This is a genomic window from Pseudomonas sp. SZ57 (assembly GCF_009495975.1).
Classification (GTDB): Bacteria; Pseudomonadota; Gammaproteobacteria; order Pseudomonadales; family Pseudomonadaceae; genus Aquipseudomonas; species Aquipseudomonas syringae.
Genome location: NZ_WIBD01000003.1, coordinates 521,775 through 548,000, shown reverse-complemented (window position 1 = coordinate 548,000; position 26,226 = coordinate 521,775). Strand labels below are relative to the sequence as shown.

Annotated in this window: 25 protein-coding genes; 5 read left to right on the top strand and 20 right to left on the bottom strand. The window is 60.6% G+C overall.

Features of this window, described 5'->3' with window-relative positions:
• Positions 1 to 13 precede the first annotated feature (13 nt).
• Positions 14 to 364 (top strand): YbaY family lipoprotein, encoded by a 351-nt coding sequence (locus GE543_RS06160; RefSeq protein ID WP_153221010.1) that lies wholly within the window; start codon positions 14 to 16, stop codon positions 362 to 364.
• A gap of 204 nt (positions 365 to 568) precedes the next feature.
• Positions 569 to 1,258, top strand: a complete 690-nt coding sequence (locus GE543_RS06155; RefSeq protein WP_003415511.1) for a DUF4197 domain-containing protein — start codon at positions 569 to 571, stop codon at positions 1,256 to 1,258.
• A gap of 71 nt (positions 1,259 to 1,329) precedes the next feature.
• Here the strand turns inward: GE543_RS06155 and GE543_RS06150 are convergent, their stop codons facing one another.
• On the bottom strand, positions 1,330 to 2,139 hold the full coding sequence (locus GE543_RS06150) for a class I SAM-dependent methyltransferase (protein WP_003415509.1): 810 nt from the start codon (positions 2,137 to 2,139) through the stop codon (positions 1,330 to 1,332).
• 96 nt (positions 2,140 to 2,235) lie between these two features.
• Here GE543_RS06150 and GE543_RS06145 point away from each other — a divergent pair, with 96 nt between their 5' ends.
• A complete protein-coding gene (locus GE543_RS06145) occupies positions 2,236 to 2,859 on the top strand; it encodes a hypothetical protein (RefSeq protein WP_003415508.1) in 624 nt (207 codons plus the stop codon).
• Positions 2,860 to 2,870: 11 nt separating this feature from the next.
• On the opposite strand, the gene GE543_RS06140 is transcribed toward GE543_RS06145, so the two are convergent.
• The 6 genes from GE543_RS06140 to ppc form a co-directional block, all read right to left on the bottom strand.
• Positions 2,871 to 3,560, bottom strand: coding sequence for an extensin family protein (locus GE543_RS06140; protein WP_003409278.1), 690 nt, complete (start codon positions 3,558 to 3,560; stop codon positions 2,871 to 2,873).
• A 133-nt stretch (positions 3,561 to 3,693) separates the two neighbouring features.
• Entirely contained in the window at positions 3,694 to 4,557 is an 864-nt protein-coding gene (locus GE543_RS06135) for a DUF72 domain-containing protein (RefSeq protein ID WP_046236771.1), read from the bottom strand.
• Positions 4,558 to 4,559: 2 nt separating this feature from the next.
• Positions 4,560 to 4,871 carry a hypothetical protein gene (locus tag GE543_RS06130; protein ID WP_003314268.1) on the bottom strand — a complete coding sequence of 104 codons (312 nt, stop codon included), beginning with the start codon at positions 4,869 to 4,871 and terminating at the stop codon, positions 4,560 to 4,562.
• 245 nt (positions 4,872 to 5,116) lie between these two features.
• Positions 5,117 to 5,791, bottom strand: coding sequence for a tRNA (adenosine(37)-N6)-threonylcarbamoyltransferase complex dimerization subunit type 1 TsaB (gene tsaB / locus GE543_RS06125; RefSeq protein WP_046270750.1), 675 nt, complete (start codon positions 5,789 to 5,791; stop codon positions 5,117 to 5,119).
• Positions 5,792 to 5,883: 92 nt separating this feature from the next.
• Complete coding sequence (gene adk, locus GE543_RS06120; RefSeq protein WP_003409269.1) at positions 5,884 to 6,531, bottom strand: adenylate kinase; 648 nt, start codon at positions 6,529 to 6,531, stop codon at positions 5,884 to 5,886.
• 282 nt (positions 6,532 to 6,813) lie between these two features.
• On the bottom strand, positions 6,814 to 9,450 hold the full coding sequence (gene ppc / locus GE543_RS06115; RefSeq protein WP_153221008.1) for a phosphoenolpyruvate carboxylase: 2,637 nt from the start codon (positions 9,448 to 9,450) through the stop codon (positions 6,814 to 6,816).
• A 380-nt stretch (positions 9,451 to 9,830) separates the two neighbouring features.
• On the opposite strand from ppc, the gene GE543_RS06110 reads away from it, so the two are divergent.
• The gene (locus GE543_RS06110) at positions 9,831 to 10,244 is read left to right on the top strand and encodes a DUF4398 domain-containing protein (RefSeq protein WP_003409265.1); all 414 of its coding nucleotides are present in this window, start codon (positions 9,831 to 9,833) and stop codon (positions 10,242 to 10,244) included.
• 59 nt (positions 10,245 to 10,303) lie between these two features.
• Entirely contained in the window at positions 10,304 to 11,086 is a 783-nt protein-coding gene (locus GE543_RS06105; RefSeq protein ID WP_003409263.1) for an OmpA family protein, read from the top strand.
• A gap of 79 nt (positions 11,087 to 11,165) precedes the next feature.
• On the opposite strand, the gene GE543_RS06100 is transcribed toward GE543_RS06105, so the two are convergent.
• The 13 genes from GE543_RS06100 to GE543_RS06040 form a co-directional block, all read right to left on the bottom strand.
• Positions 11,166 to 11,486, bottom strand: coding sequence for a hypothetical protein (locus GE543_RS06100; protein ID WP_153221007.1), 321 nt, complete (start codon positions 11,484 to 11,486; stop codon positions 11,166 to 11,168).
• A complete protein-coding gene (locus GE543_RS06095) occupies positions 11,483 to 12,379 on the bottom strand; it encodes an alpha/beta hydrolase (RefSeq protein ID WP_153221006.1) in 897 nt (298 codons plus the stop codon). The genes GE543_RS06100 and GE543_RS06095 overlap by 4 nt, the downstream gene beginning before the upstream one ends.
• A 203-nt stretch (positions 12,380 to 12,582) precedes the next feature.
• A complete protein-coding gene (locus tag GE543_RS06090) occupies positions 12,583 to 13,860 on the bottom strand; it encodes a flavohemoglobin expression-modulating QEGLA motif protein (RefSeq protein WP_003339622.1) in 1,278 nt (425 codons plus the stop codon).
• 134 nt (positions 13,861 to 13,994) lie between these two features.
• The gene (locus tag GE543_RS06085; RefSeq protein WP_003409252.1) at positions 13,995 to 14,720 is read right to left on the bottom strand and encodes a TetR/AcrR family transcriptional regulator; all 726 of its coding nucleotides are present in this window, start codon (positions 14,718 to 14,720) and stop codon (positions 13,995 to 13,997) included.
• Between the two features lie 91 nt (positions 14,721 to 14,811).
• Complete coding sequence (gene lysS / locus GE543_RS06080) at positions 14,812 to 16,314, bottom strand: lysine--tRNA ligase (RefSeq protein WP_003415497.1); 1,503 nt, start codon at positions 16,312 to 16,314, stop codon at positions 14,812 to 14,814.
• 69 nt (positions 16,315 to 16,383) lie between these two features.
• Positions 16,384 to 17,479, bottom strand: a protein-coding gene (gene prfB, locus GE543_RS06075; protein ID WP_096102164.1) for a peptide chain release factor 2 whose coding sequence is annotated in 2 segments (ribosomal slippage) — positions 16,384 to 17,406 and positions 17,408 to 17,479 — 1,095 coding nt in all. Because the reading frame shifts where the segments join, the coding sequence is not laid out codon by codon here.
• 117 nt (positions 17,480 to 17,596) lie between these two features.
• Positions 17,597 to 18,601 (bottom strand): PleD family two-component system response regulator, encoded by a 1,005-nt coding sequence (locus tag GE543_RS06070; RefSeq protein WP_003409246.1) that lies wholly within the window; start codon positions 18,599 to 18,601, stop codon positions 17,597 to 17,599.
• Positions 18,602 to 18,646: 45 nt separating this feature from the next.
• Positions 18,647 to 19,657 (bottom strand): chemotaxis response regulator protein-glutamate methylesterase, encoded by a 1,011-nt coding sequence (locus GE543_RS06065; RefSeq protein WP_003409243.1) that lies wholly within the window; start codon positions 19,655 to 19,657, stop codon positions 18,647 to 18,649.
• On the bottom strand, positions 19,654 to 22,023 hold the full coding sequence (locus GE543_RS06060) for a hybrid sensor histidine kinase/response regulator (protein WP_153221005.1): 2,370 nt from the start codon (positions 22,021 to 22,023) through the stop codon (positions 19,654 to 19,656). The genes GE543_RS06065 and GE543_RS06060 overlap by 4 nt, the downstream gene beginning before the upstream one ends.
• On the bottom strand, positions 22,020 to 22,709 hold the full coding sequence (locus GE543_RS06055; RefSeq protein ID WP_046270756.1) for a chemotaxis protein CheW: 690 nt from the start codon (positions 22,707 to 22,709) through the stop codon (positions 22,020 to 22,022). The genes GE543_RS06060 and GE543_RS06055 overlap by 4 nt, the downstream gene beginning before the upstream one ends.
• Positions 22,709 to 23,989 carry a protein-glutamate O-methyltransferase CheR gene (locus GE543_RS06050; RefSeq protein ID WP_103688387.1) on the bottom strand — a complete coding sequence of 427 codons (1,281 nt, stop codon included), beginning with the start codon at positions 23,987 to 23,989 and terminating at the stop codon, positions 22,709 to 22,711. Before GE543_RS06050 ends, GE543_RS06055 begins: the two co-directional genes overlap by 1 nt.
• Positions 23,986 to 24,522, bottom strand: coding sequence for a chemotaxis protein CheW (locus GE543_RS06045; RefSeq protein WP_046270758.1), 537 nt, complete (start codon positions 24,520 to 24,522; stop codon positions 23,986 to 23,988). The genes GE543_RS06050 and GE543_RS06045 overlap by 4 nt, the downstream gene beginning before the upstream one ends.
• Positions 24,523 to 24,529: 7 nt before the next feature.
• Positions 24,530 to 26,152 (bottom strand): methyl-accepting chemotaxis protein, encoded by a 1,623-nt coding sequence (locus GE543_RS06040; protein ID WP_003409235.1) that lies wholly within the window; start codon positions 26,150 to 26,152, stop codon positions 24,530 to 24,532.
• Positions 26,153 to 26,226: the final 74 nt, after the last annotated feature.

Sequence of the window (26,226 nt, the reverse complement as noted above, 5' to 3'; positions counted from 1 at the left end):
TAAGGAAATTGAAATGTCCAGCGAACCCCTAGTAAGCCTTCAGGGTGAAGTTTATTACCTGCCGCGTATTGCGTTGCCAACGGGCTGCAAGCTGATTGTCGCCCTGAGTGACATCAGCCTTGCTGACGCACCGGCCCATGTCATCGATGTCAGCGAAACAGAGACTACTCACCAGGTGCCGCTGCCGTTTGAACTGAACTACGCCGCCGACCGCTATCCCGTGCAGGGCCACAGCTATGCCCTGTCGGCACGAATCGAACACAACGGCACGCTGGTATGGATCAACGACACCGTTCATTCGGTCGAGCTGACCAAAGAAGACCAGAAAGGCCTGCTGATCAAGGTCATTCAGGCAGCCGGCTAATCCGTTCAACACTGATTGCTCCCTTCAACGGCGCGCCTCAACGCGCCGTTGTCGTGTCACAAGGCTTCATCCTCCTCGACATCAGTTGACGTCCATCGCTCACGGGTGCGAGTGCCTGTCGCGACTTCCTGATACGCTTGATCACGCACCGCACCACTATCGATCCGGGTTCAGGTCAGAACCCACTTCAACAAGGACGCTCTCATGCCTCGTTTTTCGTTCTCCCTGGCCGGCCTGTGCGCTGGCCTTCTGCTGTCGGCCAACGTCTTCGCCCTGTCGCTGAGCGATCTCTCGCAATCGGACGCAACCGGTGGGCTCAAGGATGCCCTGACTCAGGGCGCACAAGTTGCTGTCAAACAGCTCGGCGTTCCCGGCGGTTTCAGCAAGAATGAAGAGGTGCGCATCGAGCTGCCGGGCAAACTCGGTCAGATCGCGAAAAAGATGAAAATGCTCGGCATGGGCGCTCAAGTCGATCAGCTGGAAACCAGCATGAACCAGGCTGCCGAAGCCGCCGTGCCTCAAGCTCAGGCGCTGCTTGTAGATGCAGTGAAGAAGATGAGCGTAACCGACGCCAAGGCCATCCTCAGCGGCGGCAAGGACTCGGCCACCCAGTACCTGAGCAGCACCAGCCGCGAGCAGATCCGCGCCAAGTTCCTGCCTATCGTCAAGAAGTCCACCGATCAGGTCGGTCTGGCGCAGAAGTACAACGCCTTTGCCGGCAAAGCGGCGGCGCTTGGCGCGCTTGACAGCAAAAGTGCCAACCTTGAAGGCTACGTGACCGAACAAGCGCTGAACGGGCTGTTCGAAATGATCGCCAAACAGGAAGAAAGCATTCGCGCCAACCCTGCTGCTGCCGCTACAGGTCTGGCGAAGAAGGTCTTTGGCGCGCTTTGAGTGAGGGGTTTGCGCCTGTATTCACAAGCGCATCCGCGTTTGATTCGGGCTCGGGCCATCGACGATAGGCGCTATGCACCGCTCTCGTCTGTGGCTGCCTTGGGCTTCAAGGCCTTCTTCGGGTAGATGTCGTAGCGGCTGGATTTGCCGTCCAGCGCATAACCCGGCTTGAGGCCGTCGATACAGGGGGCCTTGCGCGGGCGTTTGACCACCACGCGGTGGGTGGCAAGCGCCAGTGCGGCTTCCAGCAACGCTGGCGCGTCCATGTCATCACCGACCAGCGGCCGGAACAGACGCATTTCCTTTTTCACCAGCGCGGTCTTTTCCCGGTGCGGGAACATCGGGTCCAGGTAAATCACCTGGGGCGGCTCCCCTGTCCAGGCGCGGATGATGTCGATCGAGTTGCCGGTCAACAGGCGCATCCGGGCAATGATGGAGCCGACGTCACGATCACCGCGCCCACGGGCCAGACCGTCCTCCAGCAATGCAGCGATAATCGGCTGACGCTCGATCAGGCTCATGTCGCAGCCCAGACTTGCCAGCACGAACGCATCCTTGCCTAGACCTGCCGTTGCGTCCAGCACGCTGGGGCGAACGCCTGGCTGAATACCGACCGCCTTGGCAATCATCTGCCCGGTCCCGCCGCCGAACAACCGCCGATGAGCCACCGCGCCCTCGACAAAATCGACCCGTACGGCGCCCGGAGCATCATCGCCCAACTGCTGCAATTGCAGCCCGCCGTCGGTCAGTTGCAGTGCAAAATCAGCGTGCGCATCGCTCAACGGCAGGCCCAGGCGCTGCGCCCACTGCGCCGCCTGCTCCTGTTCGCCAACGGCCAGGGCTTCGACCCGGATACGACTGCCTGCTTGCTGCTCAATCATTGCGCTTACACACTCAAAAATTGTTAATGATCGGCAAACTCTGCCGATAACCAAGTATCCGGCATTTTGCCAGACCCAAGGCCAGTACTGATCGCTATGTCAGAGATTGTTCAATCATCCATCGGCTATTTGTCGCACTCAGGCGACTTTAGCGTACGCAACAGCCGCACACTGGGTGGTGTGACGCAGCTGTGGTCGGATGCATTTGCCCGGGCGATGGCGGATCAGGTCAGTGAAAGCGCTTCAGTACCCGTGCACCCGACGGCTGTCGAGGTGGATGTAGAAACAGGCGAACCGGTCGCTGGCGCAAAAACCCTGAGCAAGATCGTCGAACAACGTACCTGCCCGGTCACCGACACCGAGGTCAAGCCTCCAGAGCCGCTGTTCCTTCCGATTGCCGAGTTCGACCTTGATCTGCTGCCTCCGCCTGCCGAGCCGTTCAGCATGGCTGAAATGATCGAACAGCAACGCCATCTGGAATTCGAGAGTCACTGGGTACGCCCTACCGTTCTGAACCCTTATGACGATAGCGTCAACCCAGGCCCTGGCCCGCAGCCACGCCCGCTGCATCTGCCGATTGCCGAATTCGAATGGGAACTGGCCGACAAGCCTGCCCAGCCGCTGGATGAGCAGACCATTGCCGCCCAACAGCGCCAGTTCGACTATGAGAACGGCTGGGCACGCCCACTGATCCTGCAAAACCTGCGGATGGCGGCATAAGCCCCGAACGCTTACCTGCACACCGACCAGCGCCCCATGTCGACGTGAAAATGATCGCGATGTGCCGCGTTGTACTCCGGCCCGAGCACCGTGCTGAAGTTTTTGCAGGCACCGTCACGTAACAGCCTCAGAAAACGCCCCTTGTCCCCTTCGTCGCCCCAATCCTTGAGCACACCGATGCGCTGACCGTCTGCCAGGCGAAAACCTGCCATGTCCAGCGCATTGGCTGTGGCGTGCTGGCTGAGCCGAGCGTTGGCGCGGTTGTAGATGTTGCGGCAGGCAAAGCTGCCCAAGTGATCGATCCGCGCTACGCGCTGGCCGAAAACGGCCTGAGCGGCAGGTTGCAATGTATGGATATCAAACAGCGCATAGGCGACCGCCAACGGGCAACTGGCCAGAAAGCTGCTGCTCAGCGCCACGTCTCCCCCCTGAATACGCAGGGTATTTTCCAGAGGACAACGAGCAGAAGGATCACTGTCGGCCTGGCGACTGAAACGCAACCCAGACGAACCCAGCACCTGATCGCACAGTGCGGGATCATTCTGCAATCGCGACAGCTTGTAAGCCGTCAGAAAGTTGGGCTCGGCCCGCACATCCAGTGGCGCCCATGGGTTCCAGCGCTCGGGTACATCGACCCAGCCACGCCAGACCGCGAACGCAGCCATTGCACAGAGCAGCAGGAATACCAGCAGCACGCGCATGCTCAACCCTTGGACCGGGCAACAGGTGCGAATCGGATGACGCGTTTACAAACAGGGGCAAAACAGCGCAGTTGCGAATCCATAAGCGGGCTCTCCACAAGGTCGGACTTCATCAGCCCACACCTGGAAGACCTCAGAGTAAGCCCAACTGTTCCACCTGAGGCCCGCGATCCAGCTCGAACAATGCCGGCAAGCCAGGCAATCGCGCCATCAGTTGCTGATGAAAACGCAAGGCCTGCTCGGCAGCCCTGATGTTGTCCGGGGTGTGCAGGAACACATACGGCGTGCGCCCCTCTTCGATCCACACGGCAACCTTCTCAACCCACTGCAGCAGAAACTGATCGTTGGCCTCCAGGTCCGGACCGCCGATGAAGCGCACTTGGGGAAACAGGGTCAGCGCAGCCGGACGAGGCGGCACCTTGGGCTTTTTCGATTGAGCGTGCAGGACTGCAGGATCAGTCGATACACAGCTGAACAATGCCCGGGAATCGAGGCAGATGCGCTCGACGCCTCGGTCCAGCAACAGGCGATTGAGTATGCGCTCTTCGTCACCCTTCATGAAAAACGCCATATTGCGCACTTCCACGGCCAGCGGCACGTTGAGCTCGTCGAGAAAACCGGCCAGTTCGGCCAGACGCTGCGGTGTGAAGCTGGCGGGCAACTGCAGCCAGAACGGCGCGATGCGACCGCCCAGAGGCGCAAGCAGCCGAATGAATTCCTCAGCAGCGCCCACCTGCTCACGAAGATCACCGTTGTGGCTGATGTCTTTATGGAATTTGGCGGTGAAGCGAAAATCGACGGGCATTGTTTCTGCCCAGCGCTGCACCGTGGTGGCGGCGGGACGGGCATAGAACGTAGTGTTGCCTTCGACAGCGTTGAATACCTGAGTGTAGAGATTCAGGAAATCATTGGGGCGGGCATCTTCGGGGTACAGCGAATCGCGCCAGGCGTTTTCACTCCATGACGGACAACCGACGTAGTAAGGCAGGCGAGACACAATCAAACGTGCAGATCGAGCCCCGATACTTCAAGGTCCCAATCGACAAAACTGGCAGTGGCCATATAGCTAGCCAGTGCGTGGGCGACACGAGAGCTCATGGAGCGCGGGAAAATGATGTCTTGCGGACGCGCAGGGACGTTGGCAGTGCTGCCAATCGTTGAATCACCCGTTTCACGGCGAGCGCGCGCTGGAGGCGGCGGCAGCTCGGCATCAACTACGACTTCCTCAAAAGAACCTTCGACAGTCGAAGGCGTTTTCTGCGGCTTTCGCTTGATGGGATACGAGCGTGATGAGGTTCCGTCTATGCGCATCGATTATGTACTCGGCGTCGATAGTGGCAATTTAGCGTTGCTGCCTTGTAGTTCGCAAATTGCGTAACGATAACTAGACCACATATCTTGCAACTTGTTATCGCCAAATGAGATTAAAGACCATTCAGACGATAAACGGTAGATGGCAAACTGACATTTTCCAGCACTGGCTGACCGGTTGGCGATGACTGAAAGACATTTTCCCGAAACGCGGCAGCCTTTTGCGCAAGCCCTGCCCCATTCAGTCAACGTGCCTTCGGCGTAGCCACCTTGTCGCGCAGGTAAACCGGCTGAGCATCATCTGCAGGCAGGGCTTCGCCGCGGTGCCAGGCAAAGGTCGCCAGCGTCAACAGATCCTGCGCGTGCGGCAGCATGGCTGCATCCTGGCCCACCAGGCTGACCGGCATACGCTCTGCGTAGCCCCAGCCCGTACCGGCGCCAAACCATTGCCCGCTGGCGTGCGCAGGCAGCGCGGCCAATTCGGGCGCCATTACAGCTTCGTCGCCCAACAGACGCATCTCGCCAGCGGTCTCGTGATAGCAGCCCCAGTACACCTCGTCCATGCGTGCATCGATGGCCGATGCCACTTGCGACACGCCGTGCTCGCGATGCGCGCGCTGCGCCAGTACGGCGAGGTTCGACACCGGCAGCACCGGACGTTCCAGGGCGAATGCCAGGCCTTGCACGACGCCGATGGCAATGCGCACGCCGGTGAACGCACCGGGACCGCGCCCGAAAGCAATGGCGTCCAGCGCCGACATGGCAATGCCCGCCTCGGCCATCAGGCTTTTGATCATCGGCAGCAGCCGCTGGGCGTGCAGGCGCGGGATCACCTCGTAGTGGCTCAGCACCTTGCCGTCATGCAGCAAAGCGACCGAGCAGGCTTCAGTGGCGGTGTCCAGGGCCAGCAAGGTGGTCATCGGTGTTTCCGTCGTGGTCAATGTGAAAAAGTGCAGCAGTATAAATGACAAATGGCCCGCAAGCGGGCCATTTATTGTTCAGCCTGCGAGCCTCAGCTCAAGGCTTTCAGTACTTTTGCAGTGATGTCCTCAACCGAGCCGACGCCCGGAATATGGCTGCACTTGGGCTTGCCGTTCTTCGCTTCCAGCTTGCTGTAGAACTCGACCAGCGGCTTGGTCTGGGCGTGATACACCGACAGGCGATGACGTACGGTCTCTTCGACGTCATCCTTGCGCTGCAGCAGCGGTTCGCCGGTCACATCATCGATACCTTCAACCTTCGGCGGATTGAAGATGGTGTGGTAGATGCGCCCGGAACCTTCGTGAACCCGGCGGCCGGACATGCGCTTGACGATTTCTTCGTCATCGACGGCGATTTCCAGCACATGGTCGATTTCCAGACCGGCTTTCAACAGGGCTTCAGCCTGTGGAATGGTGCGCGGGAAGCCATCGAACAGCACGCCGTTCGCGCAGTCCGGCTCGGCCAGACGGTCCTTGATCAGACCGATGATCAGGTCATCGGAAACCAGACCGCCCGAATCCATGACGCTCTTGGCCTTCAGGCCCAGCTCGGTTTCAGCCTTGACTGCAGCGCGCAGCATGTCGCCTGTCGAAACCTGCGGGATGCCGAACTTTTCAGTGATGAATTTTGCCTGAGTACCTTTACCGGCCCCGGGAGCTCCCAGCAGAATCACGCGCATCGTCATGCTCCTCAAATTTTTTATAGTGAAATCATCGGATTCGCCTCGGGGGCCAATCTAAAAAATGAATCAGGCCAATAGGCCGAAAGGCTGATCAAGATACACAGCAGACCGAGGCCGCACAAGCCGCCGAAAGTCGCAGTAAGCGCAGGCATACCGCCTTGTCAGCCTTGATTTCAGAGTGATATGACCTGTATCAAGGTTTACGGCAGGCCAGCCTGCAAATCCGGCGCTGGCCATCGCCGGACCGAAAAGGCCCGACGATGACAACGGCCTGATCCATCAGCCCGTGTTGCGCAGACCGGCAGCAATCCCCGCTACAGACACCAGCAGCGCCAGTTCCAGAGGACTGTCCAGACTGGCTTCACGATTACGCGAGCGCGACAGCAGCTCTGCCTGGAGCAAATGCAGCGGGTCAAGGTAAGTGTTGCGCAGGCTGATGAATTCCAGCGTTTCAGGGCTGTGGGCCAGCAGTTGCGTCTGCCCGGTCAACCCCAGAACCACATTGCACGCCTGCGACAATAGGTCGCGTAAATGTGCGCCCAAATGTTGCAGCTCGGCGCTGACCAGACGTTCGTCGTAGAGCCGGGCGATGTCCGCATCGGCTTTGGCGAGGACCATTTCCAGCATGTCGATGCGCGTTCTGAAGAACGGCCACTGTTCACGCATCTGTGCCAGCACCTCGCCTTCGCCGCGCTCCAGCGCCTTGCTCAGTGCAGCTTCCCAGCCCAGCCAGGCGGGCAGCATCAGACGCGTCTGCGTCCAGGCGAAGATCCACGGAATGGCACGAAGACTCTCTACACCGCCCTCGCGGCGCTTGGCGGGACGGCTGCCGAGTGGCAAACGCCCAAGCTCCTGCTCGGGTGTCGCCTGGCGGAAATACTCGACGAATTCCGGGTTCTCGCGCACCACTGCGCGGTATGCGCCGACCCCGTCGCCGGCCATCTGGTCCATCATCGTCCGCCACGCCGGTTGTGGAGGTGGCGGCGGCAACAGGGTCGCTTCCAGCACGGCGGCCAGATAAAGATTGAGGTTCTGCTCGGCGATGTCCGGCAGGCCGAATTTGAAACGAATCATTTCCCCTTGCTCGGTGGTCCGGAAGCGTCCGGCCACAGAACCCGGTGGCTGCGACAGGATCGCCGCGTGCGCCGGACCGCCGCCACGACCGACTGTACCGCCGCGGCCGTGGAACAGCAGCAATTCGACCTGCTGCTCGCGGCAGATCTCCACCAGTCTTTCCTGGGCACGATACTGCGCCCAGGCCGCCGCCGTCGTGCCGGCATCCTTGGCCGAGTCGGAATAGCCGATCATCACCTCTTGCGGGCCGTGCAGACGCGAGCGATAGCCCGGCAGCCCGAGCAGCGTCTCGATCACCGGTCCGGCGTTGTCCAGGTCGGCCAGGGTCTCGAACAGCGGCACCACACGCATGGGCCGCTGCAGCCCGGACTCCTTGAGCAGCAGTTGCACGGCCAGTACATCCGAGGCCGAGCCGGCCATCGAGATCACATAAGACCCCAGCGACGCCGCCGGAGCGGCCGCCACCTCCCGGCAGGTTGCCAGCACCTCTGCGGTGTCGGCGGCCGGCTTGAAATAGCTCGGCAGCAGCGGCCTGCGATTATTCAATTCACGCAATAGAAAGTCGATGCGGGTCTGCTCATCCCACTCTTCGTAGCGACCCAGCCCCAGATAGTCAGTGATTTCGGTCATGGCTGCGCAATGACGGCTGGAATCCTGGCGAACATCCAGACGCACCAGGAACAGGCCGAATGTGACGGCCCGACGCAGACAATCCAGAAGCGGCCCGTCGGCGATCACACCCATGCCGCATTCGTGCAGCGACTGGAAGCACAGCATCAATGGGTCAAGCAGTTCACGGTTGTCTTGCAGCACCGCTTCCGGCGCAGGCAGGGTTTCGCTCAGCGAGGCATTGGCCCAGTTGCGCGTCGCACGCAGGCGCTCGCGCAGGCGTTTGAGTTCCGCCCGATAAGGTTCGGCGCTGTCACCCACGCTGGCACGCAGAGCATCGCTGGCCTGCTGCATCGACAGTTCTGCGGCGAGATTGTCCACGTCACGCAAATACAGGTCAGCCGCCATCCAGCGCGCCAGCAACAGCACTTCGCGGGTGACCGCAGCCGTGACATTCGGGTTGCCGTCACGGTCGCCGCCCATCCAGGAGGCAAAACGGATCGGCGCCGCTTCCAGGGGCAGATGCAGGCCGGTGGCTGCATGCAGCGCATGGTCAGCCTTGCGCAGGTAGTTTGGAATGGCGTGCCAGAGCGAGTGTTCAATGACCGCGAAACCCCATTTGGCTTCATCGACCGGGGTCGGTCGGATGCGCCGGATCTCTTCGGTGTGCCAGGCCTCGGCAATCAGCCGCTGCAGGCGCGAAGTAATCTGTGTGCGCTCGCTGCTGTTGAGATCGCGATGATCGAGTGCGGCCAGCTGCGCAGCGATGGCGTCGTATTTCTGGATCAGCGTGCGACGTGCAACCTCGGTCGGGTGCGCAGTCAGCACCAGTTCGATTTCCAGCTTGCTCAGCTGGCGTGCCAGGGCGTCGGGTGAGTGGCCTTCGGCCTTGAGGCGATCAAGCAGCTCGGGCAGTACTCGCGATTCGAACGGCAGCGGCTGTTTATCGTCGCGGCGGTGCATGAGCTGATACTGCTCGGCAATATTGGCCAGGTTGAGAAACTGGTTGAAGGCACGCGCAACCGGCAGCAGCTCGTCATCACCCAGCCCGTCGACGCTGGAACTGAGCTGCTCGGCCCCTGCCGCGGAACCGCGTCTGCCCGCTTTGGCGCCTTTGCGAATACGCTCGATCTTGTCGAGAAATTCAGCGCCTCGCTGTTCACGAATGGTATTCCCCAACAGCTCACCCAACAGGTGAACGTCTTCGCGCAGACGCGCATCGATATCGGCCATCGTTCCTCTCCCGTTTTTTATCTGGGCTCAGTTGCGTACCCGCTCGGCAGCACGGGCGTACGTGAATTCAAATCCGCTGTGCCAACAGTGCACCAAAAGCCTGCAATTGGACAAATGCTTCAGCAAAAACCTGAACGCCATCAGGGTTATTGAACGTCGTTCGACGCGCCTTCATATGATGACCGACATATTGGCACTCATCTGAATGCTTCTGAAAAATCCTGACCGCTCAGTAGATATTTATCTGAACTATTCAAAAACCGCGAAGGTCGGAACGATTAACCATTACAGGAAAGCCCGAAAGGCAGTAGGCGGTTGTACAACCTGATGCCCGGACTTGATGCAACGACTGTCATGGATAACCACGTTGGAGTCAGACATTGGAGTTGATCAACATGAACACCCTAACTGCCAAAACCAAGTTCAAAGGCCTGCGCGGTCTCAAGCTGGCTGCGCTGGCACTCGGTAGCACCTTTATCCTGGCCGGTTGTGCCGGTAACCCGCCCTCCGAGCAGTACGCGGTTTCGCAATCGGCCGTCAACAGCGCTGTCAGCGCTGGTGGTACCGAGTTCGCGGCGGTAGAAATGAAGTCGGCTCAGGACAAGCTCAAAGCTGCTGATCTGGCCATGCAGGATCACAAATACGATGAAGCACGCCGTCTGGCTGAACAAGCCGAGTGGGACGCTCGCGTAGCAGAACGTAAATCCCAGGCCGCCAAAGCTGCCAAGGCCGTGCAGGACGCTCGTCAAGGCGTCAACGAACTCCGTGAAGAAGGCCTGCGCCAGGTGCAGTGATTGCCCTGCACACCCTTCTGTTTTCATGAATTCGTAACTGATTAAAGGACGACCCTATTATGCGCAAACAATTGATGATCCCTGCTCTGCTGGCCATGAGCGTTGCTCTGGCAGCCTGTGCAACCAAGCCGAACCCTAACCTGGAACAGGCTCGCAGCAACTTCACCGCGCTGCAGACCAACCCTCAGGCTACTCAAGTCGCAGCCCTTGAAACCAAGGACGCCAGCGAATGGCTGACCAAGGCAGAACAGGCCTTCCGTAACGATGACGACGTACAGAAAGTCGACCAACTGTCGTACCTGACCAACCAGCGTATCGAGCTGGCCAAGCAGACCATCGCCCTGCGCACCTCTGAAGCAGCGCTGCAAAACGCTTCTGCCGACCGCGCCAAGGCCCGTCTGGAAGCCCGCGACGCGCAGATCGCTGCACTGAAAAACAGCCTGAACGCCAAGCAGACCGAACGCGGTACGCTGGTGACTTTCGGTGACGTGCTGTTCGACTACAACAAGGCCGAACTGAAGCCAACCGCCCAAGGCGACATCGGCAAGCTGGCTGGCTTCCTGCAGGAAAACCCTGACCGTAAAGTGATTGTCGAAGGCTACACCGACAGCACCGGTTCGGCTTCCTACAACCAGTCGCTGTCCGAACGTCGCGCCAACTCGGTGCGCATGGCTCTGGTACGCATGGGTGTAGACCCAGCGCGCGTTGTGACCATGGGTTATGGCAAGGAATACCCGGTTGCTGACAACTCCAGCAACTCGGGCCGCGCCATGAACCGTCGTGTGGAAGTCACCATCTCCAACGACAACCAGCCTGTTGCACCACGCTCTTCGATGAAATAAGCGACTGAGCTGCTGCACTGAAGCCCCGCCTGCGCATACAGGCGGGGCTTTTTCATGAGCGAGGGTTTTTGCGGCTGTCTTATTGCCGGGGCGTTTGCTGGCCAAGGCAACGCACTGCCTGCCTGCGATCATCGATCAATACGCCCGACAGACCTTTTCGCGACGTATCGAACAACACTAGTACGCCATCAACGCACTGCGCCACCTCGGAGGCTGGCGTGGCAGCGACCTTGTAATCCTCGCCGGGGACGGTTTTGAGCAGGGTGAATTCACCGAGCAGCAGTGCATCCTCGGGCTTTGCGAAGTGCAGGTAGCCGTAAAACCACAGACAGCCCACCGTGCCGATGACTGCACCAATGGCGCTGAGGATCATGCCGTTGAGATTACGCTCGCGGCTCATGGCGCTGGCGGTGTTGCAGGGGTCGGGTAGTTGGGCACTTCCGCAAGGCGGCGCAGGCCGTTGAAATGCGTCGGGTCGTCCAGATAACGCAGCATCACCTGACGCCAGAGAGGGTCTGCGAACGTCTGCACGTGTTCACCCCGGGTCAATTGCAAGACGCGCGGAGGCGGCGCGGCCTTGTACAGCTCAATGCCGTTGGCGAGCGGCACCAGCGTGTCGTCCATGCTGTGAAAGATCAGCATCGGTGTGCCGGCCAGTTTTGGCAGGCCGTTGACCGCGCTGTCGGCCTCCGGGATAAACCAGGACAGGGGCGTTTTCAATGGCCAGGTCAGCCACGATTTGCTCAGCGAGTTTCGTGCGACGCTGCGGTAGCTGGCCGGCACGCTGTCCAGCACCAGCGCCTTGAGCCGCGAGCGCTCCTGCGGGTGTTCGGACAGGTAATGCACCGCCAGCGCCCCACCAATGCTTTGCCCCAGGACCACAAGCGGTTTGCCTCGCACTTGCGGCGCAGTGTTCAACCAGTCGAAAGCGGCCTGAACGTCCTCGTAGACCGCTGGCAGGCTCGGCTCGCCCTGCGACTCGCCATAGCCCCGGTAATCCAGCATCAACACTTGATACCCCTGCTCGGGCAACCACCAGACGCCACCCAGATGCCAGGACAGGTTGCCACCGTTGCCGTGCAGATGCAGCACCGTACCCTTCACCGGCACACCTTCCTTGGCGGGCAGCCACCAGCCATGCAGGCGCGTCCCGTCGGCAGCGGTGAGATTCACGTCCTGATAATGCAGGCGCGCCTTGTCGGGGGTGAACGGAACGCCCTGCTCGGGGTAGAACAACATCGAACTGCAACCGGTGAGCGCAAGGACCAGGGTGAAGATGCCGAGCAGTTTCAAATGAGCTTTCCTTGTTGTTTTCATCGCCACATCACTGCTGTGCTGGCGCGAGACTCAGATTCTCGTTCCCATGTTCCGCGAGCATTGGCCGATAGGCATAATCATGAGCTTTCGGAGAATGTACCTCTCCTTCGCGAACAAGTTCGCTCCTACGGCCTTCGGCCAGAGTCAAAAACAGGCTGGCGTACAGCGAAGATCGCTGCCTACAAAATATTCGAGTAGTCCGCTTCGATGCGGTCCAGGCTCAGGTGGTTGAGGAAGTTGGAGAAGCACATCCAGGCTGACAGGGCGTTCATGTCACGGAACTGCTCGGGCAGGTACTTGGGTGCAACCACCAGCCCTTCGTCCACCAGTTGGCGCAGGGTACGCATGTCTTCCAGCGTGGTCTTGCCGCAGAACAGCAGTGGCACCTGTTCGAGCTTGCCCTTGCGCACGGCGAGCTGAATGTAGTTGTAGACCATGATGAAGCCTTTCAGGTAGGACAGGTCCTTGGTGAACGGCAGGCCGTTGGGCACCGAGCCGCGGAAGACGCGACTGGCATTGCCGTAGCTCTCGGACATGCCAAAACCCTGCTCCTGGTAAAACTCGAACACCTGCAGAAAATCGGCCCCCTGCTCGGCCATGTGAATGGCGCGCGTGCGATTGGTCAGCTTGCGCAGGCGGCTCGGATAGGATGCAAAGGCGATGACTTCCATGAGAATCGCCAGGCCTTCCTGCGTCACCGTCGAAGATGGCGGACCTTTGGACAGGAACGTACAGATCGGCTGGTTTTGCCCGTTCAGCGTGGTGCCCACGTGCACCAGCCCTTCGTGCACTTCCAGCGCGCGTACATCGCGTTCGTTGAACATCGCGTCGGTGCGGATCTTGATGTAGTCGGCACCGGCAGCCGCATCGGCGACGATCCCGTCGGATTCGAAAACCCGGATGGTCTCTTCGGCCTCACCGAACACGCGGTTCAAACGCGATTGCAGCAGCGAAACGGCGTCCTTGGCGGTGAGCGTTTTTGGCTCGTCCTTCAGGTCGCCGCGTCCGGCAATGTTGTTCAGGTAATCCGAAAGCATCAGGCCAAGATCGGCCAGCGTCGGGTCACCCGCATGGAAAGCGTCGGATGCCGCGCCGTACAGTTCCTGAGAAATCAGCCCGAAGTCGGACGTACCGCGGGCCTCGAGCATACGCACCACCATGCGGTACTCACGGCACATGCGGCGCATGATCTGCCCGACCGGGTTGAACTGCCCCAGTTGACGCGTGACGTCGCGCTCAATGTTCTGGAACTCTTGCTTCAAGGCGGAAGAGTCGAAACCCAGCGGACGGTTTTCGTAATAAGCGCGGTCCACGGCAGGCAGTGCCTTGCCCTTGGCGGCCAGAAACTCCTTGCGGACGTTCTCATCCCATTTAACTGCATCCAGAATGCGAATCGGCGTCTGTGCAACGACGATCCGATCCGATAAAGCACGAATAGTCTGTTGATACTCGTCCACCGGTACTCCTTGGCTGGCTGTCACGCTACTGCTTGGCGGCGCGGAACAACACGCCACCGCTGGAAAATATCGAAACTGGCAGGCTCGTCAAACCGTCTGAGCAGCCGATCCGGGGCACTCGCGCAGCAGTATAGTCACCCTCGAAGCGGCTGCGGCGTCCCCAGGACCAGACGCATCTGCCGGGTCAGGATACAGAGCATTTCTTCGTCCGCCTGACGCTGCGGCCCATGCAGCAGGCCTTGATACTCAATGCGACGGATGAGCCCCGTCAACACCTGAGCATCCTGATAGGGCTGCAGGGAACCGATCACCTGAAAGAACTGACAACTGCCTTGCAGCAAAATTTCCTGGTGGGCCATGACCAATGGCGTCAGGCGCGGATTGATCAGTGCTTCGTGGTAGAACGCCTGCTCGGCGATCAGATAGTCACGCCGGGTCAGCAGTTGATGGCGGATATGCTCCATCACCATACGCGCGATGTCGTCCGCCAGACGAAAACGGTCGGTCGGACTCCCGGAGCTGCGGCTCATCATCTCGCGCAGAATGCCTTCGGTGTTCTGCCACAGCCGCGCCAGATAGTCAGCGCTGCGCTGTACATACTGGGCGAAGGCATCGGTCAGCAGATCATCGATATCCTTGAAGTAATAGGTGGTTGCCGACAGCGGCACACTGGCTTCAGCGGCCACTGCGCGATGGCGCACGGCGCGTACGCCATCACGCACCACGATACGCATGGCGGCATCGAGAATGACCTGCCTGCGCTGCTCACTGCCCTCGCGCGCAGCCTTGCGGCCCTGATACTTGACGCTTTTGGCCACCGCGCTGGCTACTCCGGCGGCCCCTTCTCTGGCAATCGTCACGACAGCTTCCTTATAAGTCGCTCTGAAATGAGTCGATCTGAAAAACACTTAAAAAAAAGCCGCCCAATGAAGGCGGCTGTTTTAACACTGATTACGCTTGCGGGCGCATATGCGGGAAGAGGATCACGTCGCGGATCGACGGCGAGTCGGTGAGCAACATCACCAACCGGTCGATGCCGATCCCCTCGCCTGCCGTCGGCGGCATGCCGTACTCCAGCGCACGCACGAAGTCGGCGTCGTAGTGCATGGCTTCGTCGTCACCTGCATCCTTGTCGGCCACCTGCGCCTGGAAGCGTTCGGCCTGGTCTTCGGCGTCGTTGAGCTCGGAGTAGGCGTTGGCAATTTCGCGACCGCCGATGAACAACTCGAAACGGTCGGTAACGTTCGGGTTTTCATCATTGCGACGCGCCAGCGGCGACACTTCGAACGGGTACTGGGTAATGAAGTGCGGCTGTTCCAGCTTGTGCTCGACCAGCTCTTCGAAAATCATCACCTGCAATTTGCCCAGGCCTTCGAAGCCCAGCACCTTGGCACCGGCCTTTTTCGCAATGGCGCGCGCCTTGTCGATGTCCTGCAGGTCGGCAGCGGTCAGCTCAGGGTTGTACTTGAGGATCGAGTCGAACACAGAGAGACGTACGAACGGTTCGCCGAAGTGGAACACCTTGTCGCCATAAGGCACGTCGGTGGTGCCCAGCACCAGTTGCGCCAGTTCGCGGAACAGTTCCTCGGTGAGGTCCATGTTGTCTTCGTAATCGGCGTAGGCCTGGTAGAACTCGAGCATGGTGAACTCGGGGTTGTGCCGGGTCGAAACACCTTCGTTACGGAAGTTGCGATTGATCTCGAAGACCTTCTCGAAACCACCGACCACCAGACGCTTGAGGTAAAGCTCCGGGGCGATACGCAGGAACATTTCCATGTCCAGCGCGTTGTGGTGGGTTTCGAACGGCTTGGCCGCCGCGCCGCCGGGAATGGTCTGCAGCATCGGCGTTTCGACTTCGAGAAAGTCGCGCTTCATCAGGAAGCTGCGGATGTGAGCGATGACCTGCGAGCGCACGCGGAAGGTCTCGCGCACTTCCTCGTTGACGATCAGGTCGACGTAACGCTGACGGTAGCGCTGTTCGGTGTCGGTCAGGCCGTGGTGCTTGTCGGGCAGCGGACGCAATGACTTGGTCAGCAGGCGAACGCTGGTCATCTCGACGTACAGGTCGCCCTTGCCGGAGCGTGCCAGCGTACCTTCGGCAGCGATGATGTCGCCCAGGTCCCAAGTTTTCACCTCGGCCAGGGTTTCTTCAGGCAGGGTCTTGCGGTTGACGTAGACCTGGATGCGCCCGGTCATGTCCTGGATCACCATGAACGAGCCACGGTTGAGCATGATGCGACCGGCAACCTTGACCGGGATCGCTGCCTCTGCCAGTTCTTCCTTGGTCTTGTCGACGTACTGTTTCTGCAGGTCATTGCAGTAGCTGTCGCGGCGGAAGTCGTTGGGGAAGGCCTGACCCTTGGCACGGCCTGCTGCAAGCTTTTCCTTGCGCAAGGCGATCAGGGTGTTTTCTTCCTGTTGCAGGGCTTGCGGGTCGAGTTGTTGGTCGCTCATGTCTTTAAATATTCCATCACAGGTTCGCCCTCGCCTTGCGACGAGGGACTTGAGGTGTCGGCTGACGGTTTACAGCCCTTGCTTGAGGCTCGCGATCAGGTATTCGTCGATATCGCCATCAAGCACCTTGTCGCAGTCGCTGCGTTCGATGTTGGTCCGCAGGTCCTTGATACGCGAGGCGTCCAGTACGTACGAACGAATCTGATGACCCCAGCCGATATCGGACTTGGTGTCTTCGAGCGCCTGGGACGCCGCATTACGCTTCTGCACTTCCTGCTCATACAAACGGGCCCGCAGCATTTTCATGGCGGTGTCCTTGTTCGCATGCTGGGAACGCTCGTTCTGGCAGCTGACCACGGTATTGGTCGGAACGTGGGTGATACGCACCGCCGAGTCAGTGGTGTTTACGTGCTGACCACCGGCCCCGGAGGAGCGGTAGGTGTCGATGCGCAGGTCCGCCGGGTTGATGTCGATTTCGATGTTGTCATCGATTTCCGGCGAAACGAATACGGCCGAGAACGAGGTGTGGCGACGGTTGCCGGAGTCGAACGGGCTCTTGCGCACCAGACGGTGAACGCCGATCTCGGTACGCAGCCAGCCAAAGGCGTATTCGCCCTTGATGTGCACGGTAGCGCCCTTGATACCGGCGACTTCACCAGCGGACAGTTCCATGATGGTGGCGTCGAAACCGCGCTTGTCGGCCCAGCGCAGGTACATGCGCAGCAGGATGTTGGCCCAGTCCTGCGCTTCAGTACCACCGGAGCCGGCCTGGATGTCCAGGTAAGCGTTGTTGGGGTCCATATCGCCACTGAACATGCGGCGGAATTCGAGCTTTTCCAGCGATTCGCGCAGGCGCTCGACTTCGGCGGCGACGTCATCGACGGCAGCCTGGTCTTCTTCTTCGGCAGACATCAGCAACAGGTCTTTGGCATCGGCCAGACCCGAGGACATTTCGTCCAGGGTTTCGACAATCTGCGCCAGCAGGGAGCGCTCGCGCCCCAGTTCCTGGGCGTAGGCCGGGTTGTTCCAGACGTTTGGATCTTCGAGCTCGCGGTTGACTTCGGTCAGACGATCATGTTTGTGATCGTAGTCAAAGATACCCCCGAATGGTTTCGGAGCGCTCGGACAAATCCTTGATGCTGTTTAGGATCGGGTTGATTTCCATGGTAGGCAGCACTCGCAGGCGAAATTTTCAAAGCCGACGAGTATACCCCAGGGCGGACCACGAAAGCAGCCCGTCGGGCAGGCGTTGTGCGGCCTATTTTACCGATCGCAGCCGGCGTCAGCCCGCCGCGACCTGATTGCGTCCGTTGTTCTTGGCCTGATAAAGCCCCTTGTCGGCATCCAGAATCAGCTGACGGCTGTGCATTCCGAGCTGTGGCGTCATGGTCGCCACACCGATACTCACGGTCAGGCTGGAGCCGGGCGCTGGCGCAATGTGCGGGATATTCATGCCTGACACGCTCTGGCGCAGTTTTTCAGCCAGCAGACGCGCCCCGCCCGGTGAGGTATTGGGCAGGACCATGGCGAATTCCTCGCCCCCGTAGCGAGCCGGCAAGTCCGACGGACGACTGCAACTGTTGCGGATGGCCTTGGCGACCTGGCGCAGGGCCTCGTCGCCCTCCAGATGCCCGAAGTTGTCGTTGTAGGGCTTGAAGTAGTCGACATCGATCATCAGCAACGACAACTGGGACTGCTCGCGAATTGCCCGGCGCCACTCCAGTTCCAGGTACTCGTCGAAGTGACGGCGATTAGACAGGCCCGTGAGGCCATCGGAATTCATCAGGCGCTGCAGCACCAGATTGGTATCGAGCAGTTGCTGCTGGCTGACGCGCAGAGCCCGATAGGCCTCGTCGCGCTGCAGCAGGGTCATGTACGAGCGCGAGTGATAGCGAATGCGCGCCACCAGCTCGATGTTGTCCGGCAGCTTGACCAGATAGTCGTTGGCCCCCGCCGTGAACGCCGCGCTCTTGATCAACGGGTCTTCCTTGGTGGACAGCACGATGATCGGGATATCGCGGGTCAGCGGGTTGCTGCGGTACTCGCGCACCAGCGTCAGCCCGTCGAGGCCCGGCATCACCAGGTCCTGCAGAATCACCGTCGGCTTGATCTGCACGGCCTGGGCAATCGCCTGATGCGGGTCGGCACAAAAATGAAAGTCGATAGACTCATGGCCGGCCAGGCCGCGTCGTACGGCTTCACCAATCATGGCCTGATCGTCCACCAGAAGTACCATTGCGCTGTTTTCATCCGGCGTCTTGAGCTCATCCGTTTGCAGGTCATTCATGATCTTTCTCCTGATCGCCGACTGCCACTGAGTTCAGCAGAGCAGTCATTGAGTAAATACCTCGATCAAGCGAGGTGCTATGGCGGGCAACGGACAGATTTCCACGGCAGCATCGATGGCTGCGGCAGCCTTGGGCATGCCATACACAGCAGAGCTGGCCTGATCCTGAGCGATGGTCAGAAACCCCCGCTCGCGCATGGCCTTGAGCCCCTGTGCACCGTCGCGCCCCATCCCGGTCAGCAGAACGCCGACCGCCTCACCACTCCAAAAACGGGTGACGCTCTCGAAAAACACATCAATCGAGGGTCTGTAAACTTCATTCACCGGCTCCGCCGTGTACGCCAGCGTGCCGTCCTTGAGCAATCGAATGTGATGATTGGTGCCCGCCAGCAACACCACACCCGGCTGTGGCGTTTCGCCTTCCCTGGCCAGACGTACCGGCAGGCCGGAGGCGGAGCTCAACCAGTCGGCCATACCGGCGGCGAAGACCTGATCGACATGCTGCACGAGGACAATCGCTGCAGGAAAACTTACCGGAAGCGCCTTGAGCAGAATTTCCAGCGCTGCAGGCCCGCCTGCCGAGGAACCGATGGCGACGAGCCGGTCACGTCTCGACGGCGCGGAAACCGGTGCAGCCGCGACCCGTTCAAAACCGACACGCTGGCCGATCAGCCAGTCGATATTGAGGATCTTGCGCAGCAGGGGCGCCGCCGCCTCTTTTGGATTGGGACCACCAATGGCCGGCGTGTCCACCACATCCAGTGCGCCGTGCCCCATCGCTTCGAACACGCGGCGCATGTTCTGCTCGTGGTCAACGGTCACGATGACGATGGCGCAGGGTGTTTCGGCCATGATCCGGCGCGTGGCTTCCACGCCATCCATCACCGGCATGATCAGGTCCATCAGGATCAGATCCGGGGTCTGCTCGACGCAACGCTGCACGGCGTCGGCACCATTGGACGCCACCCAGATGATCTGATGCGCGGGCTCGAAGGCCAGCGCACGGCGCAGGGCTTCGATGGCCATGGGCATATCGTTGACGATGGCAATCTTCATCCTTGCGCGTCTCCTATCAATTCGACGACAGCGTCGAGCAAGGCATCATCGTGGAAACTGGCCTTGGCCAGGTAATAATCGGCGCCGGCGTCCAGGCCGCGACGCCGGTCTTCTTCGCGGTCCTTGTAGGACACGACCATGACCGGCAAGGACTGCAAGCGGGTATCGCGGCGCAACAGGGTCACCAGCTCGATACCGTCCATACGCGGCATGTCGATGTCGGTAATCAGCAGGTCGAAGTCCTCGGCGCGCAGCGCGTTCCAGCCGTCCATCCCGTCTACGGCCACCGACACCTGGTAGCCGCGACTGACCAGCAGCTTGCGCTCCAGCTCGCGCACGGTCAAAGAATCATCGACCACCAGCACGCGCTTGCGTGACACCTGGTCTGCCTGGCGATCGCGTCGATCGATGCGTTCCAGGCGGCCGGTATTCAGGAGTTTTTCCACCGAGCGCAGCATGTCTTCGACATCGATGATCAGCACCACCGAACCGTCGTCGAGCAAGGCTCCTGCCGACACGTCCTGCACCTTGCCCAGGCGCGCATCGAGCGGCATCACCACCAGCGTACGCTCACCGATGAAGCGTTCGACGGCGACGCCATAAACCGCATCGCGCTCGCGGATGACCACGACCTTGAGCGTTTCTCCGGCCTTCTGCGCAGGCGGCCGGTTCAGCAGTTGACTGGCCGAGACCAGCCCCACATGCCGCTCTTCATCCCAGAAATGCTGACGCCCTTCCAGTTGCAGAATGTCGTCAGGCTGCAGGTCGCGCATACGTTCGATGTGAGCCAGCGGAAAGGCGTAGGCTTCGCCGCCCACTTCCACGACCAGGCTGCGTACCACTGAAAGCGTCAGCGGCATTTCAATTCTGAAGCGACTGCCCTCGCCCGCCCATTGCTGCAGCTCGACGCTGCCGTGCATCTGGCGAACCATATGCTGCACGGCATCGAGGCCGACACCACGGCCGGAAATCTGCGTGACCTTGTCGCGCATGCTGAAGCCCGGCAGAAACAGAAAACTCAGCAGTTCTTCCTCGCTCAACTGCGCAGCGGTTTCGGCAGGCGAAAGCTTGCGGTCAACGATACTCTGGCGCACACGTTCAAGGTCCACGCCACCGCCGTCATCGCTCAACTCAACGACCAGCAAGCCGGCCTGATGCGAGGCCTGCAGACGAATCAGACCTTCAGGGTCCTTGCCGGACGCCACGCGCTGCTCGGGCGACTCGATGCCATGGTCCACGGCGTTGCGCAACAGATGGGTCAATGGTGCATCGAGCTTTTCCAGCACATCGCGATCGACCTGCGTCTTTTCGCCTTCGATCTGCAAGCGGACCTGTTTGCCCAGCTCACGCCCCAGATCGCGGACCATGCGTGCCTGGCCGTTCAGCACATCGGCGAAAGGTCGCATGCGGCAGGCGAGTGCCGTGTCGTATAGCAACTGCGCACGTTGCGCCGACTGCCAACCGAATTCATCCAGCTCGGCAGTGTGCCGGGCCAACACCTGTTGCGCCTGGGACAGGAGGCTGCGCGCGTCTTCCAGGGCTTTTTGCACATCGGCCGAAGGACCTTCCTCGCCAAAACTGGCACCCAGTACTTCCAGCGCACGGTCGCTGCTGCTTTGCAGGCGCTTGAGCCGCTGCATACCGGCCAGCAGCGGTTTGAGGCGCTGGGTCTCGACCAGCGATTTGCTGGACATGTCCAGCAGACCGTTAAGACGCTCGGCAGTGACTCGCAACACGCGTTCGCCACCTTCGGCCACACGCCGTTCACGTAATGGCGTGAACGGTGCTTCAGGTTCCGGCATCGGCATATCGGCTGGATGGGCGGGCGCAGACGAGTCTGCGGCCGACGGCTCGGGCACAGACTCCGGCACAACTGCCGCGCCGGACGTTTCGAACTGCAGCATCGCGCTGGCGAGCAAAGCGTCCGAGGCCGGGTCCGGCAGGGGCGTACTGACCGCACGCGCTGCGCCAGCGCCGGAAGCCAGCAGCGTATTGAGCCTTTCGACGTAACTGTCGATATCAGGCTGACCAATACCGTCGCTGCCAGGCGTGGCAATACGCATCAACAGGTCGGTCCCCGACAGCAACGCGTCGATATGCTCGGCCTGAAGCAGCAGACGCCCTTCCTGGGCGCTGACCAGACAGTCTTCCATCACATGCGCGACGCTCACGCCGAAATCGACGCCGACGATTCGCGCTGCGCCCTTGAGCGAATGAGCGGCACGCATGCAGGCTTCCAGCTGATCCGCCTGGGTCGGGTTACGTTCGAGTGCCAGCAGGCCCGAACTGAGTACCTGGGTCTGCGCGTCGGCTTCCAGCGTGAACAGTTCGAACAGCGAGGCGTCACGCATTTGATCTGGCGTCATGTGAGGCTCCGATACACCGCCGACAACAACTCATCTTCGTCCAGCCAGCGCAGGCTGCGGCCCTTCCATTGCAGCACGCCACGGGTGAAACGGGCATTGGCGTGCGTGCCGGACGCCGAAGCGGCTTCCAGCTCGCGCTCGTCAATAGCGTGAATACCGTCTACCTCGTCGACCGGCACCACCACCGGGCCGCCTTCGACGCTCACGATCAGCATACGCGGCACCACCCGCGTCGACGGGGCATTCACAACGGTGCTGTCCAGCCCCAGCAGCTCGACCAGTGAAATGCACGCTACCAGAGCGCCGCGTACATTGGCGACACCCAGCAACGCACGCGAGCGCTGGTGTGGCAGTGAATGGATGGTCTGGCTGGGGGCGACTTCCGAGAGGCAGCGCGACGCCAGCCCCAGCCACTCTTCGCCAAGCCGGAATACCAGAATCGAACGAGTCTCGAGGTCGCGCAGCAGCACCGAGCCCTGAAAATGCTCGGGCGATTCCTGGGCCAGCGAATAGCGGTCCAGCAAACGGGTGGCGGCAGCCGAATAAACCGCGCAGTTGCGGCAGTGGATGTGCTCTGCAAGCAACGGGCAGGAACGATCGCCATGAATACCGATACGGTTCCAGCAATCATCGATATCCAGAGCCTGATCATGGGTCAGACTGGAAAAACCGGACACGCCCGCCATCAGTGGTTTCCTTGTTTATTCGCGCCACGCGCAACGCGGTCCTGCAGGCGCCGCGCGCCGGCAGTGTCACCCTGGGCAGCCAGCAATGCCGCCAGTTGGGCCAGCGATTCTGAGTGCTGCGGTTGCAGATACAGCGCCTTGCGATAGAAGCCCTGCGCCTGTGGCACACGGCCTTCCACTTCGCTGAGCAGACCCAGCCAGTAAAACACCTGCGCGACCGGCTCATGCTGTTGCAGGTAACGCTCGCATGCAGCCCGCGCCTCGGCACTTTTGCCTTCGTTGGCCAGCCCCGCAATCCTGTCGAGCAACGCCGACACCTCGCTGTTGCCCGCCGCAGCGTCTGGTTTTGCAATGGGCGCGAATGCGGCGGAGGTGCGCGGCGCAGGTCGTGGCGCGACCGCTCTGGCAGGTGCCTCGACGACAGGACGGGGCGCAACGGGTGCAGCGACCTGTTTTGGCACCGGGGCTGGCACCGCCGCATCGACAGGTGCGTGCCGGAAGGCGAACGACTGGGCGATCCCCGTCGAGCGCATGCCAATAGCGGCCAGCAGGTTGCCCTCCGCCGGGCCGATAAACAGCAGGCCGTCTTCACGGGTCAGTTGTTTGAGCACCTTGAACACATGTTGCTGGGTCTGCCGATCGAAATAGATCACCAGATTGCGGCAGAAGACGATGTCATAGGCCGCTTGCGAAACGAGTTTGGGGTCGAGCAGGTTGCCCGGCTGAAAACTCACACAGGCGCGAACACTGTCAGCGATTTCAAAGCCATCAGCGACCGGATTGAAATACCGCTCGCGATAACTGATGTCGCTGCCACGAAACGAGTTTTTGCCGTAAATACCGTGCTCGGCCTTGGCAATCGAAACGGGGCTGATATCGATGGCATCGACCTTGAATTGCCTGGCATCGACCCCGGCGTCGAATAGCGCCATGGCGATGGAATATGGCTCCTCACCGGTCGAGCACGGCAGGCTGAGTATGCGCAAGGGGCGCGCACCGGCAAGGCTGGCGATACGCTCACGGGCCAGCATGCCCAGGGTGACAAACGATTCGGGATAACGAAAGAACCAGGTCTCGGGAACGATCACCGCTTCGATCAGCGCCTGCTGCTCCTGCGCCGACGAGACCAGAAGATGCCAGTAGGCATCGCTGTCAGCGCAGTGGGCGGCCGCCGCACGCTGACGCAAGGCGCGCTCGATGATCGCTTCGCCGACGGACGTCACATCCAGGCCGATACGCTCCTTGAGAAAGCTAAAGAAGCGCGAATCATCCACCTTCATTGCGCGTCCTCAAGCAATTCGAGGTCAATCGGCGGCACCGGGTACAACAACTCGCGGACCGGCTCGCTCAACAGCTCGTGGACATGAATCCACTGCAACAGGCCCTGCTCATCCTCTCGCACCGGCCCAAGGTACGGCGACAGGCGATTGTCCAGCCCGTAGGCCTTGAACTGCGCAACCGGGCAGCGCAGCGTTTCGGTCGCCTGTTCCAGAATCAGCCCGAGCAACTGCGCCGGGTGCGTATCGTCGTAGCGATAATGCACCAGCACCATGCGCGTACTGGTACGCGAGCGCGCCGGCTGACCGGAATTCAGCGCACTGATGTCGATCACCGGGACGATCTCGCCACGATGGGCGAAGATTCCCGCCACCCAGTGAGGTGCACGGGCAATGGTCTTGAGCTTCACACGCGGCAGGATTTCGGCGATCTCGGTTGCATCCAGCGCATAGCGGTCTTCGCCGATGCAAAACAGCAGAAAGAGTTTGCTGGCGGTCAGTGGCGTGCCATTGCGCCTCGGCGAGTGATCGCTCATTGATCGTTCAGACCTTGAAACGCGAAACGCCACTGCGCAGCCCGACCGCGACCTGACTCAACTCGTCGATGGCGAAACTGGCTTGACGCAGTGATTCGACGGTCTGGCTGCTGGCATCCGCCAGTTGCACCAGCGCCTGGTTGATCTGTTCGGCGCCGGTGGCCTGAGCCTGCATGCCTTCGTTGACCATCAGCACACGGGGTGCCAACGCCTGAACCTGATGGATGATCTGCGACAATTGCTCGCCGACCTGAGTGACCTCGAACATGCCGCGGCGCACCTCTTCGGAAAACTTGTCCATACCCATCACGCCAGCAGACACCGCCGACTGGATTTCCCGCACCATCTGCTCGATGTCATAAGTGGCAACGGCAGTCTGGTCGGCCAGGCGACGCACCTCGGTGGCCACCACTGCAAACCCGCGACCGTATTCACCGGCCTTTTCGGCCTCGATGGCGGCATTGAGCGACAGCAGGTTGGTCTGGTCGGCGACCTTGACGATGGTGACGACGACCTGATTGATGTTGCCGGCCTTCTCGTTGAGGATCGCCAGCTTGGCGTTGACCAGATTGGCAGCGCCCATCACCTGATGCATGGTGTCTTCCATGCGTGCCAGGCCCTGCTGGCCGGAACCGGCGAGCACCGAAGCCTGGTCTGCCGCCGAAGTGACTTCGGTCATGGTCCGCACCAGGTCCCGCGAAGTGGCGGCGATTTCCCGCGACGTGGCGCCGATCTCGGTGGTGGTTGCCGCGGTCTCGGTGGCGGTAGCCTGCTGCTGGCGGGACGTTGCAGCGATCTCGGTGACCGAGGTAGTGACCTGTACCGAAGAGCGCTGCGCCTGCGCTACCAGCGCGGTGAGCTCGGAGACCATGTCGTTGAAGCCGGTCTCGACCGCATTGAACTCGTCCTTGCGCGACAGGTTCAGCCGGGTACTCAAATCGCCCTTGCGCATGACGTCCAGAATACTCACGATCATCTGCATCGGAGAGGTGATCGAACGCATCAGCAGCAGCCCGCAGGCAGCCGCCGCCATGACCGCGATCAGCAGAGAGAGCACCATGCTGATCTTGGCACCCAGCACAGCGTTGACGATATTGGTGGTGGACTGGTCAGCCAGTTGCTTGTTGGCAACGATCAGGTCTCTGAGCTGCAGACGGCCCTCGCTCCAGACCGGATTGAGCTCGTTGTAAAACTCATCGCGAGCGCCCGCATAATCACCGCGTTCGTACTTGGCGTGAACATCGGCAAGCATGCGCGAATAGACCTCGCGGCGCTTTTCGAACACCGCAAAGCTGGCCCTGTCCGTGTCATCGAAGATGGATTTCTTGTAGCCGTCCATCTGCGACTGAAGGGCGTCTTCAAACCCCTTGAACTGGTCCTTTTCCTGCTTGGTCAGCGGCCGCCCCTGCCCTTCGGCAATCAGCTCCAGCGTGCGGATGTAACTCTCGCCCCAGGCACTGCGCACCAGGGTGCTGTAGTAGACGCCGGGCAACGCATCGAGACGCACATCTTCCTCGCTGGACTCGATGGACAACAACCGTGAATAAGATACAACGACCATCAGTAGCATGATTGCGATGATGACGGCGAAACTCGCCAGAATCCGTTGGCGCAAGGTCCAGTTCTTCACAGTCAGCCCTCAAGAGTTCAACGACGGCGTCGGGCCGTGTTCAAGAAGCGGACCGACGAACGGTCCAAACGGCG